Annotated in this window: 9 protein-coding genes; 4 read left to right on the top strand and 5 right to left on the bottom strand. The window is 65.5% G+C overall.

The window, feature by feature from the left end; all coding sequences use genetic code 11:
• Positions 1 to 143 precede the first annotated feature (143 nt).
• The 3 genes from DK366_RS03055 to DK366_RS03065 all read right to left on the bottom strand — a co-directional run bounded on the left by DK366_RS03055 (position 144) and on the right by DK366_RS03065 (position 4,935).
• Entirely contained in the window at positions 144 to 989 is an 846-nt protein-coding gene (locus DK366_RS03055) for an NAD-dependent epimerase/dehydratase family protein (RefSeq protein WP_109124049.1), read from the bottom strand.
• A 10-nt stretch (positions 990 to 999) separates the two neighbouring features.
• Positions 1,000 to 2,724 (bottom strand): hypothetical protein, encoded by a 1,725-nt coding sequence (locus DK366_RS03060; RefSeq protein ID WP_109124050.1) that lies wholly within the window; start codon positions 2,722 to 2,724, stop codon positions 1,000 to 1,002.
• Positions 2,725 to 2,802: 78 nt separating this feature from the next.
• Positions 2,803 to 4,935, bottom strand: a complete 2,133-nt coding sequence (locus DK366_RS03065) for a bifunctional (p)ppGpp synthetase/guanosine-3',5'-bis(diphosphate) 3'-pyrophosphohydrolase (RefSeq protein ID WP_109124051.1) — start codon at positions 4,933 to 4,935, stop codon at positions 2,803 to 2,805.
• A 111-nt stretch (positions 4,936 to 5,046) separates the two neighbouring features.
• On the opposite strand from DK366_RS03065, the gene DK366_RS03070 reads away from it, so the two are divergent.
• On the top strand, positions 5,047 to 5,523 hold the full coding sequence (locus tag DK366_RS03070) for a hypothetical protein (RefSeq protein WP_109124052.1): 477 nt from the start codon (positions 5,047 to 5,049) through the stop codon (positions 5,521 to 5,523).
• 91 nt (positions 5,524 to 5,614) lie between these two features.
• On the opposite strand, the gene hrpA is transcribed toward DK366_RS03070, so the two are convergent.
• Positions 5,615 to 9,718 (bottom strand): ATP-dependent RNA helicase HrpA, encoded by a 4,104-nt coding sequence (gene hrpA / locus DK366_RS03075; RefSeq protein WP_109124053.1) that lies wholly within the window; start codon positions 9,716 to 9,718, stop codon positions 5,615 to 5,617.
• A gap of 276 nt (positions 9,719 to 9,994) precedes the next feature.
• Between hrpA and DK366_RS03080 the strand changes: the two genes are divergently transcribed.
• Positions 9,995 to 10,462, top strand: coding sequence for a Dps family protein (locus DK366_RS03080; RefSeq protein ID WP_109124054.1), 468 nt, complete (start codon positions 9,995 to 9,997; stop codon positions 10,460 to 10,462).
• Between the two features lie 30 nt (positions 10,463 to 10,492).
• On the opposite strand, the gene DK366_RS03085 is transcribed toward DK366_RS03080, so the two are convergent.
• The gene (locus tag DK366_RS03085) at positions 10,493 to 11,545 is read right to left on the bottom strand and encodes a class I SAM-dependent methyltransferase (protein ID WP_109124055.1); all 1,053 of its coding nucleotides are present in this window, start codon (positions 11,543 to 11,545) and stop codon (positions 10,493 to 10,495) included.
• A 25-nt stretch (positions 11,546 to 11,570) separates the two neighbouring features.
• Here DK366_RS03085 and DK366_RS03090 point away from each other — a divergent pair, with 25 nt between their 5' ends.
• Together DK366_RS03090 and DK366_RS03095 are read left to right on the top strand one after the other, a co-directional pair.
• On the top strand, positions 11,571 to 12,317 hold the full coding sequence (locus tag DK366_RS03090; RefSeq protein WP_157956434.1) for a helix-turn-helix transcriptional regulator: 747 nt from the start codon (positions 11,571 to 11,573) through the stop codon (positions 12,315 to 12,317).
• 125 nt (positions 12,318 to 12,442) lie between these two features.
• A complete protein-coding gene (locus DK366_RS03095) occupies positions 12,443 to 15,070 on the top strand; it encodes a glycosyltransferase family 2 protein (RefSeq protein WP_109124057.1) in 2,628 nt (875 codons plus the stop codon).
• Positions 15,071 to 15,164 lie beyond the last annotated feature (94 nt).

A 15,164-nucleotide genomic window follows, 5' to 3' on the forward strand; every position in this document is an offset into this window, starting at 1 on the left:
GTCCAAGTAGGCGGAATCCTGAACAGGAAGGCTCGGGGATCATAGGGCCTGCTTCCCAGCGGGCATCTGAACGCAGGCCGGCGCTTGTGGCGCGGATCGGGCGTGGATGAGGCACGCCCGGGGCCCTCTGACGGAAACGCCGCTCAGAGCGGCGGTTGCGGCACCCAGCAGGCTGCGTCGGGCCGGAACGGACGGGGCGACACGCCCAGCAGGCGGCGCAGTTCGTCGTTGTCGGCCACCAGATCCGCTTCCAGGCGGGTCAACGGTCCGCGCAGGCGAGGCACCGCCGTGCGCCCGAACCGCAGCAACGCCGCGGGAATGGGCACGGGCAAGGTGGGAGTGGTGAGGCTTTCGCGCACGCGGGCAAACATCTCACCTGCGGTGAGTCGTTCTCCGCCACCCAATGGAAGAATGCGGCCCGCCGAGGCCGGCTGGTCCATCGCCGCCACCACCGCCGCCGCGATGTCGTCGGCATGCACGGGCTGGCGCAGACCACGCCCCGCCGGCAGCGGAAACACGTGCAAGCGACTGGCCCGCTGCGCGATGGGCGTCAGGCTTTTGTCGATACCGGCACCGTAGATGATGGTGGGCCGAAAAATGGTCCACGGCATGTTTTTGGCGTCACAGGCGGCGGCGACGGCGCTTTCGCCATCGCGCAACATCTGCGAAAGCGCACGCTCGGCAGGTACATCCGACGCCTGCTTCGATTCGGCGCTCATCGAACTGGTGGCGATGACACGCGTTGACGAAGGCAAACGTGTAGAAGCCAGCCACTCGGCGAACGTCTTCAACGGGCCGAAGCTGATCACCGCCGAGGGCTGCCCCACGTCAGGTACCTCCCCCGGCAACTCGCCCTGCAACCAGGCCACGCCGGCCTGCGCGGGACGCGGCTTGCGGCTCAGCGCCAGCACCGATTCACCACGCGCACGAAGACGCGGCAGCAGGAAGTGGCCAATCTGACTGCTGGCCCCGAACACGACGATGGACATGCCGTTGTCCTCAGCCGCCCGATTGCAGGCGTGCCATCAGGCTGGCCAGGCGCGGATTGTTCGGCGCCAGCTTGCGCGCGCTGTCCAGCGCCTGCGCCGCGCTGGCGCGATCGCCGTTCTGCAACTCCTGCTCGGCCTGGTCCATCCACGCACCGGCAAGGCGCAGTCGCAGTTCACCCTGGTTCGTGTTGCCGGGCGAAAGGTCCGACAGATCCGCAAGGCGATTGCCCGCCGCAGGCAGGTTGCCACTGGACAGCGCCTGGTTGAACTGGTTCAGGGCGAGACCCGGCAAGGCTTCCAGCCCGCGTCGCGCCGCGTCGTTGTTGCCATCCATCGCCAAGGCCTGACGATAGAGGTCGTACGCGCTGTCGCCGGGCGGCAGCATCAGGTTGCCGCGACTGGCAGCCGCATCTGCACGCTGCACGATGCGCGCCAGCTCGGCGCTCTGCTGCGGCGTCATCGGCGGATGCTGAAGGTTGTCGCCGTTGTCGGCGGCCACATCGCCGGCGACGTCATTGGCCACCTGCGAAGCATTTGAGCGACGGCCCTCACCAAGGCGGCCACGTGCCGCGGCGAGATCGGCCGAATGCGGCGCAATGGCGGTTGCCTGGTCAAGCAACTGGCGTGCATGTGCGCTGTCGCCGTGATCGATCGCCGCGTTCGCCTGCACGATCAGGGCCTGTGCCACCTGTCCCAGGCCAGCCTTCGCATCGGCATTATCCGGATCGATGGCCAGCGCCGCCTTGAAGTGTGCCAGCGCGGTGTCGTTGCCATCACCGACGATGCGGCCATCGCGCAGTGCGTCCTGGCCCTGCTTGATGGCGTCGGTGAGCGCACCGTTGTCCTGCTGTCCCACCTGCACCAGGGCCGCGCGCAGTTCAGGCAGTTCGGCGTAGTTGGGAAGCAGCACGGCGAGATGGTCGACCAGCGTCGACGCCGTGGTGCGGTCGCCTGCATCCAGCGCCTTGTGCACTTGCACGGCCATGGCATCGCCAACCTTGTCCAGGCCATGCTTGGCGACGGCGTTGTTGGGATCGGCGGTAAGCACGCGGCGATACAGCGGACCGGCGCCGTCGTCGCCATCCAGCTTGCCGGCGTCGAAGGCCTGTTGCGCCTGTTCGACCAGGCTGTCGGTGGGCACGCCATGGCTGCGTGCGGCGGCGATCGCCTGGGTCAGGCGATCCACATCGCTGCCACCACCCAGCAGTTCACGCGCGGAAACAAGCGCCTGGTCCGCCTCGTCGAGCTTGCCGGCCTGCAGCGCGGCATCGGCCTGGGCGATTTCCGCCTGCCCCACATTGCGCAAGCCATCGCGCGCGCGGTCGTTGTCCGGCTGCAAGGCGCGCGCGGCCTCGAACAGTTCACGCGCACTGGTGCCGTCGTTGCCGTCCAGGGGACCTTGCTGAAGTGCGGTTTCCGCACGCCCCAGGATGCCGTCGAGTTCGGTGTTCGGCACGAGGCCGCGCAACTTGTCCTGCCCGATCCACAGCGACGTGCCGACGCCAATCACGATCAGCAGAACCACCGGCACCAGCCATCCGCGACGCTTGGGTCGGCGAACCGGCGGCCGGGGCGAACCACCGCCGCGGCGCAGGTCGGCATCCTGCGTGAACTTGGGCAGGCCGTCGTCCGCCTGGGACTTGGGCGCAGGTCCGTCCAGGTTGTCGAGGTTGCCAAGAGTGGGCTCGGTGCGTCCGGGCGACCCGTGGTCGTGCTGGTCTTTGCGTCCGTTCATGGGTTCACGTGGGTGGGGATTGAACAGCCGCAGCTTAACATTGCGCTGGCGGGCCACTCAGGCGGTAACGCGCGGCGTTCAGGCACCGCTGACGCGGCGCGCGTCCACCACATTGGGCAGCGCCACCAGTCGGCCGAGCAGGCCTGAGAGCTGTTCGAAGTCACGTACACGAAGGGTGAAACGCATCTCCACCTCGCCGGTTTGCGCAAACACACGGCTGGACGAGGCGATGATGTGGGTGCCCATGTTGCTGATCAGGCTGGTGACGTCCTTCTGCAGGCCCTTGCGATCGTAGCCGCGCAGTTCGATATCCACTTCATAAGCCTGCGATGCGGCCTTGCCCCACTCCACGTCGATCACGCGATCCGGATCGCGGCGGGCCAGCCGCGCCAGGCTGGGGCAATCGGCACGATGCACCGAGACGCCACGTCCACGCGTCACGAAGCCACGCACGGGATCGCCCGGCAAGGGCTGGCAGCAGCGGGCCAGCGTGGTGAGCAGGTTGCCAATGCCTTCGATGCTGAGCGCACTCTGATCGCGCAGCGCCTGGCGTGCCTGGCTGGCGGTGGAAGGCACGGGCGGCATGGGCGGCGCGGCAGCTTCCTGCAACGCTCGCGAAATCTGGCCCGGCGCGACTTCGCCCAGCGCCAACGCGACAAGCAATTCGTCATGCGTCTTCAGATGGAAATGCGCAGGCAGCTTGCTGATGTCCGCGGCCGGCAGTGCAAGGCGCTTGATCTCCTTTTCGAAGATGGTGCGACCCGCGGCGAGATTGGCGTCGTGCGCAATGCGGCGGAACCACGTGCGTACCTTTTCCTTCGCACGCGAGGTATGCAGATAGCCGTGATGCGTGGAGAGCCAGTCACGACTCGGCTCGGCCACCTTGGCCGTGAGCACCTCGATGCGGTCGCCACTGGTCGGCTGGAACGTCAGCGGCACAATGCGCCCATTGACCTTCGCGCCACGGCAGCGATGACCCACTTCGGTGTGCACGTGGTAGGCGAAGTCGAGCACCGTCGCGCCACGCGGCAGGTCCACCACTTCGCCCTTGGGCGTGAGCACGTAGACGCGGTCTTCCAGCAGTTCGGTGTGCAGTTCCGCGGCAAGATCGCCTTCGCTTTCCGGACGCGGTTCCAGCAGGCGGCGCATCCAGGCGATCTTGGCCTCGAATTCGCTGTCGCCGGTGCCGCCTTCCTTGTAACGCCAGTGCGCGGCCACGCCCAGCTCGTTGATGCGATGCATCTCGTGCGTGCGTATCTGCACTTCCAGCGTCTTGCCGCGCGGCCCGATCACCGCCGTGTGCAGCGAGCGATAGTCGTTGCCCTTCGGGCGTGCGATGTAATCGTCGAACTCGCCCGGCAGGTGCGGCCAAAGGGCATGCACCACGCCCAGCGCGCCATAGCAGTCGGCGATGGAATCGACCAGCACGCGAATGGCGCGTATGTCGTAGAGATCGGAGAACTCCAGCGCCTTGCGCTGCATCTTCTTCCAGATCGAATAAATATGCTTTGGACGTCCGGCCAGCTCTGCACGGATGCCGGCGGCTTCCAGCGAACCCTGCAAGGTGGTCAGCGATTCGCGGATGAAGTCCTCGCGATCCACACGTCGCTCGTCGAGCAGGCGTGCGATGCGCTTGTACGTATCCGGCTGCAGGTAGCGGAAACTGAGATCCTCCAGCTCCCACTTCAACTGCCAGATGCCGAGCCGGTTGGCGAGCGGCGCGTGGATGTCTCGCGTCAGGCGTGCGAGCGGTTGCCGCTCGTCGTCGGGCAGGCCACTGGCCGCACGCATGCGCGCCAGCTGCCGCGCCAGCAGGATGAACACCACGCGCAAGTCGCGAATGATCGCCAGCAACAGGCGTCGGAGGCCTTCGGCGCCGTGGTCGGCGCCATGCTGCGCATGCAGGGCCCACACGCGTTCGGCAGCCACCTGGCCGCCGACCAGACGCTGCAACTCCTGCGGCAGATGGGGTTCGCGCAGGGCCCACAGCGCAGGATCGATGCGCGACACTTCGAACCACAAGGCAGCTGCCTGGGTTTGCGTGTCGCAGCCGAGCATGGCCAGCAGCTCCAGCACGTCCACGCATTCGGCCTGGTTCATGGGCAGCAGTGCGCACGTATCCAGCGCCTCGCCCAGCACGGGCGGCACGCTGCCGGCGCGTTCGCGCCACTCGGCGAGTCCCGAGCTTGCATGGAGGGCGGCTTGAACCATGCAGCTATTCTAGTGCACCCGGGGGGCACCCTAGCCACGCATGAACGCGCGGTTCATGCCGTGTATGCTGCGCCGGCAACGCTTTCCCTTGCTCCCGATGAGGATGACCCCATGCGTCTGGCTCGCCTGCTGCCCTTGCTGTTCAGTGCTGCCCTTGTTGTCCCGATGGTTTCCCTTGCTGCCGATCAATACGTGCCGCTGCAGCAGCGCATGACGCCGGAAGAGTTCAAGGCCGCGGGCCTGGACAAGCTTTCCCCGGATGAACTGAAGACCCTCGATACCTGGCTGAGTGGTCACGGCAAGGTGGTGACCAAGACGGTCGACCAGGAAGGCAAGCCCGTGTTCTATCCCAGCAGTGAAAAGGCGGGCCCGATCCAGGCGCACGTGCAGGGTGGTTTCAGCGGGTTCTCCGGCCACACCCAGTTGACGCTCGACAACGGTCAGGTGTGGCAGCAAGTGGACAGCACCAAGCTGTCGTGCATGACCAGCCAGAACCCGAAGATCACCATTCGCCGGTCGCTGATGGGCAACTGGTTGGCCGACGTGAACGGTTGCAACGACACGGCGCCGCTCACGCGCGTGAAGTAAGCCTTCTCTTTGTGGGAGCGCAGCCTGTGCGCGATTGGCGTGTCCATGCCTGCCAGTCGCGCACAGGCTGCGCTCCCACAATGCTTTCGGGTCAGGCCAGGTTTTCCAGCGCGCGCATCAGCCGCTTCGCCGAGACCGGCTCCGGCGTCTTCAATTCCTGCGCGAACAGCGATACGCGCCATTCCTCGATCAACCAGCGCAACTCGTCGAGCCCCTGCGTGCCGGCGGCGCGATGCTTGAGGTAGTCGCGCCAGAACGGCAACACCTGCAACAGGCGCTGCTGGTCCTTTGCCGGGTCCTGCCGCAAACGCTCGGCGCGCAGGCGCATGGCCTTGAGATAACGCGGATAGTGCGCAAGGCGTGACGTCGGCAGCTCGCGCAGGAAACCCGGCGTGAGCAGCGCGTCGAATTGTTCGCGCAGGTCGTCGTAGCTGGCGCGTGCAAAACCCATCAGTGGCGGTTGCAGCCACGACTTCAGATCGGCCTGCGCTTCGATGATCGGCTCGGCCAGCTTCAACCGTTCCACGGCCGCGCCGAACAGTTCGCGCGCCGCCTGCGTGTGCAGCGCTTCGAACTTGCCCGCGGTGCGTACATCCAGCGCGTAGCGAGCCAGCAGGTCCTGGAAGCCGCCTTCCACCAGATCCTCGCGCAGGCCATCCACGCCACCCAGCGGCGCGTACTTCAGCGCCAGCGGGTTGCCGACGGGCAGGCGACGACGCGCCTGTTTCATGTCACTGGCCAACGCATTGCGCAGCAGGCGAATCACGCCCTGCACATGCGCTTCGCGCGCCTCGTCGCTGCGCTCGAACACGCGCAACGCGACGGCATCACCCAGGTCGACGAGTGCCGGGAAGGCGAGCAAACCACCCGCTGAGCGCACCTGCGCCGGGATTTCCTCGAAATCCCAGCTGGCGACGTTCTCGCGCGTGAGCTCGATGTCCGTCTTGCGCGAGAACGCCTCGCGCGCCTGCCCTTCCCACTGCGCGCGGATGACGGCCAGGTCGCGACCCGTCGCCAGGGTCTTGCCGTTTTCGTCGTGAAGGCGATAACGCATGCGGAAATGCGCAGGCAGTTCCACCGTATCGAATTCGGCAGCAGCGATGTCCACGCCGGTCGCGCGCTTGAGGAAAGTTGCCAGCGCCTTCGTCAGCGATTCATCGCGTGGCGCCTCCGCTTCCACGAACGCACGTGCAAAATCCGGCGCGGGCACGAAGTTGCGACGCAGCGCCTTCGGCAAGCCACGAATCAATTCCGCCACTTTCTCGGCCAGCAAGCCGGGCACCAGCCATTCGCAACGTGCGGCAGGCAGCGCATTGAGCATGGCCAGCGGCAGGTGCAATGTCACGCCGTCTGCGTCGTCGCCTGGCACGAAGCGATATTCCAGGCGGTATTTCTGGGGCCGCTCCTGCGCATCCTGCGCTCGCGGCACTCGACCATCCATGGTCATCGGTGGAACATCGAGCGACGCCGGGAACGCCTTGGGGTCCAGCCCAGCACCACCGCTCATCACATCGTCAAGCGACCAGCGCAGCGCGGCCTGTTCCGCCGGACGCGCCTTGCGATACCACGCATCCAGCGCGCGGCTATCGGCGATGTCCTGCGGCAGCTTGCCTTCGAAGAAGCCGACGAGTTCGTCTTCGCTGCGCAGCAGGCCTTCCCGGCGCTGCTTGGCTTCGATGCCGCGTGCGTCTTCGAGCACGCGCAGGTTGGCGCGCACGAAGTCGGCTCGCGCGTCGATGTCGCCGCGCGCCAGCGCCTCGCGCAGGAAGATCTGATGCGCCAGCGCCGGGTCCTGTTTCTGGAACGTCACCGGGCGACGCTCGACCAGCGTCAGCCCGAACAGACTTACCTGCTCGTAAGCGACCACGTGACCGCGCTTGCGCGACCAGTGCGCATCGCGGCACGACGAGCGCAACAGATGCGCCGCCTGCTGCTCGATCCACACTGGCTCGATGCGGGCGCACATCATGCCCCACACGCGACCACCCACGTCGAGGATCTGCGCGGCGAAGATCCAGTTGGGTGGGACTTTGGATAGCGCCGAACCAGGGAACACCTGGAAGCGGCGTTCGCGTGTGCTGCGATAGACGCCCTTCTCGTCCTTGTGGCCGACCTGCGTGGGCAAGCCCGTCAGCAGACTGCGATGGATGGCTTCGTATTGCTTCGCCGCCTCGTCGCCGTCACTCCCTCTCCCCTCCGGGGAGAGGGCTGGGGTGAGGGGTGGGTGCTCGCGGGAACCCCGCCTACCCGAGTTCTTTTCAACAGCCACGACCTTGGCTTGCGAAGCGCCCCGCGAGGCTCGCCCCTCACCCCGCCCCTCTCCCCGGAGGGAAGAGGGAGAGTCCAAGGTCCAGCCAAGCTCCTGCACCACCAGCAGCAACTGCCGATGCAGCTCGCGCCATTCGCGCATGCGCATGAAGCTCAGGAAGTGCCGCGAGCACCAGTCGCGCAACTTCGATTGCGTGAGTTCCTCGTGCGCCTTGCCGTACTCGCGCCACAGATTGAGCACACCCACGAAATCGGATTTTGGATCGGCAAACGCCGCATGCGCCGCATCGGCCTGTTGCCGTGCATCGGCCGGACGTTCGCGAGGGTCCTGGATGCTGAGGAACGACACGATGGCCATCAGTTCGCGCAGGCTGTGCAACTGCTGTGCTTCGACCAGCATGCGCGCCAGCTGCACGTCGATGGGCAACCTGGCGACAGTGCGGCCAATGGCCGTCAGGCGGCGCGCGTCGTCGATCGCGGAAATTTCGGCGAGCCGGCGATAGCCATCCGCCACGACGCGCGGGTCGGGCGCTTCCAGGAACGGGAAGTCCTCCACCTCACCCAGCTGCAGCGACAGCATGCGCAGGATGACGTTGGCCAGCGACGAGCGCAGCAGCTCCGGATCGGTATACGCGGCGCGGCTTTCGTAGTCGGCTTCGTCGTACAGCCGATAGCAGATGCCCGGTCCCACGCGACCGCAGCGGCCCTTGCGCTGGTCGGCCGCGGCCCGGGAAATCGGTTCGACGTGCAGGCGCTCCAACTGGCTGCGCTGGCTGTAACGCTTGACGCGCGCCTGTCCCGTGTCCACCACATAACGAATGCGCGGCACCGTCAGCGAGGTTTCCGCCACGTTGGTGGCGAGCACCACGCGGCGCTTGGTGCCGGGCTTGAACACGCGGTCCTGATCGCCGGCCGACAACCGCGCGTAGAGCGGCAGCACTTCGGTCTCGCGGTATTGGCGGCGCGACAGCAACAAGTGCGCGTCGCGGATTTCTCGCTCACCAGGCAGGAAGATCAGCACGTCGCCGCGCGGATCGTCGTGCGTAATTTCATCCAGCACGGCCGCCACATGGTCCGCACCACCCTGTTGCAGGTCGCCTGCCCGCTGATTGCGTCGCGCGGCGACCTCGTCAACGGAACGCCAGCGCACTTCCACCGGATAGGTGCGGCCCTCCACGGAGACGATGGGCGCACCATCGAAATGCTCCGCGAAGCGTTCCGTATCGATGGTGGCGGACGTCACGATGATCTTCAGCGATGGCCGCTTTACCGCCAGGCGCTTCAGATAGCCGAGCAGGAAATCAATGTTGAGGCTGCGCTCGTGCGCCTCGTCGATGATGATGGTGTCGTACGCGCTCAGCCACGGATCGCCCTGCGTCTCGGCAAGCAGGATGCCGTCCGTCATGAACTTGATCAGCGAGCGATCGGATACCTGGTCGTTGAAGCGCACCTGGAAACCGACCTGGTCGCCCAGCTGCGTTCCCAATTCTTCCGCTACGCGACGTGCCACGGATCGCGCGGCCAGGCGTCGCGGCTGCGTACAGCCGATCATGCCGGCCTCGCCACGACCGGCCGCGAGGCACAGCTTGGGCAGCTGCGTGGTCTTGCCGGAGCCGGTTTCGCCGGCAATCACCACCACCTGGTGCTTGCGGATCAGCTCGACGATTTCGTCGGCACGCGCGGTGATGGGCAGCGATTCGTCGAGGCGAATCGCCGGCTTGGCGTCGGCGCGTGCCTTGCGCCGAGCGAGCGAGGCGTCGATATCCGCGGTGAGCGCGGCCAGCTTCTTTTCGTCAAAGCGGCGCGTCAGCTCGCGCCACCGGCCGAGCAAACGGCCATAGTCGCGGCTGGACACGTCGTCGAGCGCCTGGCGCAGCGGACGCAGACGCGCGTCGGTGGAGGCGGCGTTGGATGCAGTGGAGGTCATCGGACCGCACATGATAGCCGGTGAGAAGCCTGCCAGCGCCCTGCGCCTGTGCCGGCCCTGCTGGCGTCCTCTCTCACCAGCCCGTTCGCGCTGCGGCGGGTTGCCGCGTGTCGGTCGATTTTCGCGCCCGACGTCGCCAGCTTGAACATGACACCCCCAGCGAACCAGCAATAGGCACGAGCTATCACCGGCATCGGAAGGATTCATTTCCTCGATTCAAGAGGGCTCACTAAGCTGGCTCCAGGTTCGATCCCCACCCCTCCAAAGGAGCACGTCATGGCCATTTCCATCGGTATCGCCAAGAAGGACCGGGAACAGATCGGCGAACAGCTGTCCAAGCTGCTGGCCGACACGTATTCGCTGTACCTGAAGACCCACAGCTTCCACTGGAACATCACCGGGCCGCAGTTCAACAGCCTGCACACGATGTTCGAGACCCAATACAACGAGTTGTGGCTGGCCGCGGATGAAGTAGCCGAACGCATCCGCACGCTGGACGTGTTTGCGCCGGGCTCCTATAGCCAGTTCGGCAAGCTCAGCTCCATCAAGGAAGAGCCCGGCGTGCCGGACTGGAAGGACATGGTGGGCCAGCTGGTCGAAGGTCACGAGATTGCCGCCCACACCGCACGCCAGGTCATCAAGGTGGCCGACGAGGGCGGCGACGAAGGCACCGCCGACATCGTCACCGGGCGCCTGAAAGAGCACGAAAAGACCGCCTGGATGTTGCGCTCGCTGCTCAAGTAAACGCAGCCCGTCCCTGCGAGGGCACCCCTCTCAGGGACGAGCCTCAAGCACGATATTGAAGGGCGTTTCGGCGGCGCGGCGGAATCGTTGAAAACCTCCGCCGCCCACGACAACGTCACGCAGTTTCGCTTCACCAGCCTGTGCACCCAGCGCGGGCCCATGGCGCGCGAGTGAAACGGGCACGCAGATTTGCGTGGATGCTGCGAAGTACACGCGCCCGACGGGATTGAGGTTGTCCTTCACGCTGTCTCCCGCGAACGGCTCCACGATCATGCAGTTGCCGTCGCTTTTGAGCGCACCTCGGGCATGTCGCGCGGCGCCGACGGGATCACCCATGTCGTGCAGGCAATCGAAGAACGCGATGAGATCGAAATCCCTGCCGTCATAACTGGTGGCATCGGCCACCTCGAACGACGCATTCGCCACACCAACGGCCTTGGCGCGAGTGCGTGCCACCTCGACGGAGGGTGCGTGATAGTCGTAGCCCACGAAATGCGATTGCGAAAACGCCTGCGCCATCAGGATGGTGCTTGCGCCGTGACCGCAGCCCACGTCCGCAGCCTTGCCGCCTCGACGCAGCTTCTCCACGACACCGTCCAGCGCCGGCAACCATGCACCGATCAGGTTGGCGTTGTAACCGGCGCGGAAAAAGCGCTCGGTGCCGTGGAACAGGCACGGGTGATGCTCACCCCACTCCATGCCCTGGCCGCTGCGGAAATGCTCCTCGGTGCGCTCCCTGGCGTGAAACATGGCCTCGACGATGGCATAGGCACCTGGCAGGTCCACCGGGCCGTTCGGATCGGCCAGGCATAGCGCCTGCTCCTCGCTGAGCCCGTATCGGCCGCTCGCTTCGTCGTACTCCACATAGCCGCCCGCCGCCTGGTTGCCCAGCCACTCGCGGATATAGCGCTCATGGGTACCGGTGCGTTCGGCCAGCTCGGCCGGCGTCAGTCGTTCGTCAGCCAGGGCTTTATAGAAGCCCAGTGCGTCGCCGATCTGGATCAGGGTGGCACTGATCGCGGCCCCCAGATCGGTCACCGCCTTGCCGAGGAAAGCATTGAGTCGTTGCTCGTCGATAGCCATGGCCGTCACTACCCGATGGAGTACGATGGAATCTCCTGCATACGCCGCCAGCGATCTCAACGCCTGTCCCATACCGGACAGCGACGAAGCACCCGGCCTGCGGCGGAAGTCCGCCATGTCACGAGCGACACGACACTCAAACGCAGGGGAACACCTCGTACCGGCGTTGTCCGACGCCGACGCATCGGCCGTGCTGCCATCCCTGCTCGATCAGTTGCTGATCGGCGTGGTGCTAGCCGATGCGCACGGCCACCCTCGCTACGCCAACCGCGCCGCACGCGATTTGCTCGCCAGGCACGACGGCCTCACCAACGGCGCTGGCGGCCTTCTGGCGGAGACATCCACGGACACACGCCGCCTTCGTCAAGCCCTGGCGTTGACGGCTGCCCTGGCGGAAAGCCCGCACGACTCGGCACCCGCCACCCGCTATCTGGGCATGCCGCGGCGCCTTCATCACATATCGCCGCTGTTGCTGCGCCTGTCGCCGTCACCCGGACCGCCGCCGGGCGTCGCGATCTTCATCACGGCTCCTGAACATTTGCAGCCCATGCCACGCGAGGCGCTGGCCGTTGCATTCGGGTTGACCCCTCGCGAAGCGGCCTTGGCCGGCTTGCTCGCGGACGGGCACGAACTGCGCGATTGCGCGCGCCTGCTTGACATGGGCGAAGGCACCGCACGCAACCATCTGAAGCATGTCTTTGCCAAGACCGTCAGGCACAGTCAGGCGACCCTGGTGGCAGCGCTCTGCCGCCTGGCGGGCCCCTGCCGGTAGACGCTGCAACACATGCAACTGACCTCGCGCTGACCATCATCGACCCTATTGATTGAGCCAAAAGCGCTCCCTGGTTAAGCTCAACAGGCTTTTCGGCCTCGTGTGAGGCAGCCACGGGGATCGTTTTGAGCGCGACATCGACTACCAACCACGACAGCCGGCACCCGCTGCTCGCAGCCATCCTGCTCGCCCTGATCGTGGCGGCCATGAATATCGGCCTCTGGTGGTGGAGCAACCTGCCGCACGGCCCGGAAAACTGGGATGGCCCGATTGGCGGTTTCGCCCTGTCCGCGTTCCAGCGCTACCAGAACCCGCTGAAGAACGATTTCCCGTCCGACGACGAGATCGACGGCGACCTGAAGCTGCTCAAGCGCTATACCTCGCGCATCCGCACCTATTCCACGCTGCAGAACCCGCAGATGTATCGCCTGGCGGAGAAGGACGGCCTGCAGGTGATGGCCGGCGCGTGGATCGATCGGCGCCTGGACAACAACGAGAAGGAAATCGAAACGCTGATCGCGCAGGCGCGGCGTTATCCCAACTCGATCAACCGCGTGGTCGTGGGCAACGAAGTGTTGTTCCGCAACGACATTCCGCCGGAAGAGCTGATGGCGTACGCCGACCGCGTGCGCGCTGCCATCCACCAGCCGGTGACCATCGCCGAACCGTGGCACATCTGGGCCAAGTATCCGGAGCTGGCCGAGCACGTCGACTTCATCACGGTGCACTTGTTCCCTTACTGGAACGGCATTGCGGTCACGGGCCAGGGCAAGGGCCTTGAGGCCTTCCCCGCGGTGAGCGATGCGCTGGGCAGCTATGAAGCCCTGCAGAAGATGTTCCCCAACAAGAAGATCGTGATCGGCGAAATCGGCTGGCCGTCCAACGGCGACCGCTTCAAGTACGCCGACCCGTCGGTGTCGAACGAGGCGATCTTCCTGCGCACGTGGTTCAACGAAGCCAAGAAGCGCAACATCGATTACTACGTGATGGAAGCGTTCGACCAGCCGTGGAAGGAAGCGCTGTCGGGACGCACCGAAGCGTACTGGGGCATGTTCAACGCCGATCGCCAGCTGAAATTCCCGTTCACCGGCCCGGTGACCGAGGACACCGCGTGGCCGTGGAAGGCGCTGGGCGCCAGCCTGCTCGCGCTGATCCCGATGATCTGGTTCGCCACGCGCTACAGCCGCTTCAAGCTGATGGGGCGCTTCTTCTTCTGCGCGCTGATCCAGCTGGCCTGCGGCCTGGTGACGTGGTCGGCCACCCTGCCCTTCAACTTCTACCTGAGCTGGATCGACTGGACGATGCTGGTGCTGCTGTTCCCGGCACAGATCGCCATTCTCGCCATCCTGCTGATCAACGGCTTCGAATTCACCGAGGTGCTGTGGCGTCGCAAGTGGGTGCGCGAAGCCGGCCTGCTCACGCCCGATCCGGTGGAGAAGCAGCCGTTCGTGTCCATCCACCTGGCCTGCTACAACGAACCGCCGGAGATGGTCATCGTCACGCTCGACTCGCTGGCTGCGCTTCAGTACGAGAACTACGAAGTGCTGGTGATCGACAACAACACCAAGGATCCGGCCATCTGGAAGCCGGTGCAGGAATACTGCGAAAAGCTCGGGTCGAAGTTCCGCTTCTTCCATCTGGAACCCTGGCCGGGCTTCAAGGCCGGTGCGCTGAATTTCGGCCTGAAGGAAACGGACGAACGCGCCGACGTGGTGGCCGTGATCGACGCCGACTACGTGGTGCGCGAAGACTGGCTGGCCGCGCTCACCGGTTACTTCCACGACCCGAAGGTGGCCGTGGTGCAGTGCCCGCAGGCGCATCGCGATTACGAGCACAACCGCTTCCGCCGCATGACCGCGTGGGAATACGACGGCTTCTTCCGCATCGGCATGCACCATCGCAACGAGCGCAACGCCATCATCCAGCACGGCACCATGACCATGGTCCGTCGTTCGGCGCTGGAAGGCACCGGCGGCTGGTCGGAATGGACCATCTGCGAGGACGCCGAACTCGGCCTGCGCCTGATGCACGCCGGCTACGAGCTGGTGTACGTCGATGAGCTGATGGGCAAGGGCCTGACGCCGGCCGACTTCAAGGCATACAAGAGCCAGCGTTATCGCTGGGCGTTCGGTGCCATGCAGATCCTCAAGGGTCGCTGGGACTGGATGACCAAGAAGGGCCCGCTGGGTTCCGGTCAGCGCTTCCACTTCCTCACCGGCTGGTTCAGCTGGTTCGCCGATGCGCTGCATCTCATCTTCACGATGATGGCGATCTTCTGGACCGCGGGCATGGTGGCCTTCCCCACCATCTTCAACCTGCCGATGCAGTTGTTCCTGATCCCCGTGATCGGCTTCTTCTTCGCCAAGGCCATCTTCGGCATCGTGCTGTATCGCGTGCGCGTGCCCTGCAGCTGGTACGACACGCTGATGGCGTCGCTGGCCAGCATGAGCCTGTCGCACGCCATCGCACGCGGCATCCTGCATGGCCTGACGCGCGAAAAGACCTCGTTCGTGGTGACGGCGAAGAGCCGCCGCCTGGGTGGCAGCAACTTCGCCGCGTTTGCGCCGGTACGCGAGGAATTCCTCATGGCCATCGCGCTGGTGGGCTGCATCGTGGGCATGGGCCTGCGCTTCGGCACGCACTACATCGAAGGCACATTGTGGATGTTCATCCTCGCCGCGCAATCGATTCCTTACGTTTCCGCCGTGATCGGTGCCTGGATTGCGCACAAAGCCGGTGACAAGGCAGGCTGAAAACCAGAGGTTTCACGACGCTCCATTCACCGGCATGGACCGGTTGATCGGCTAAGCTTGGGCCGCATGCGTTTGATCGCGCATGCGGCCCACT

It is taken from the genome of Dyella sp. C11 (assembly GCF_003121485.1).
GTDB lineage: Bacteria > Pseudomonadota > Gammaproteobacteria > Xanthomonadales > Rhodanobacteraceae > Dyella.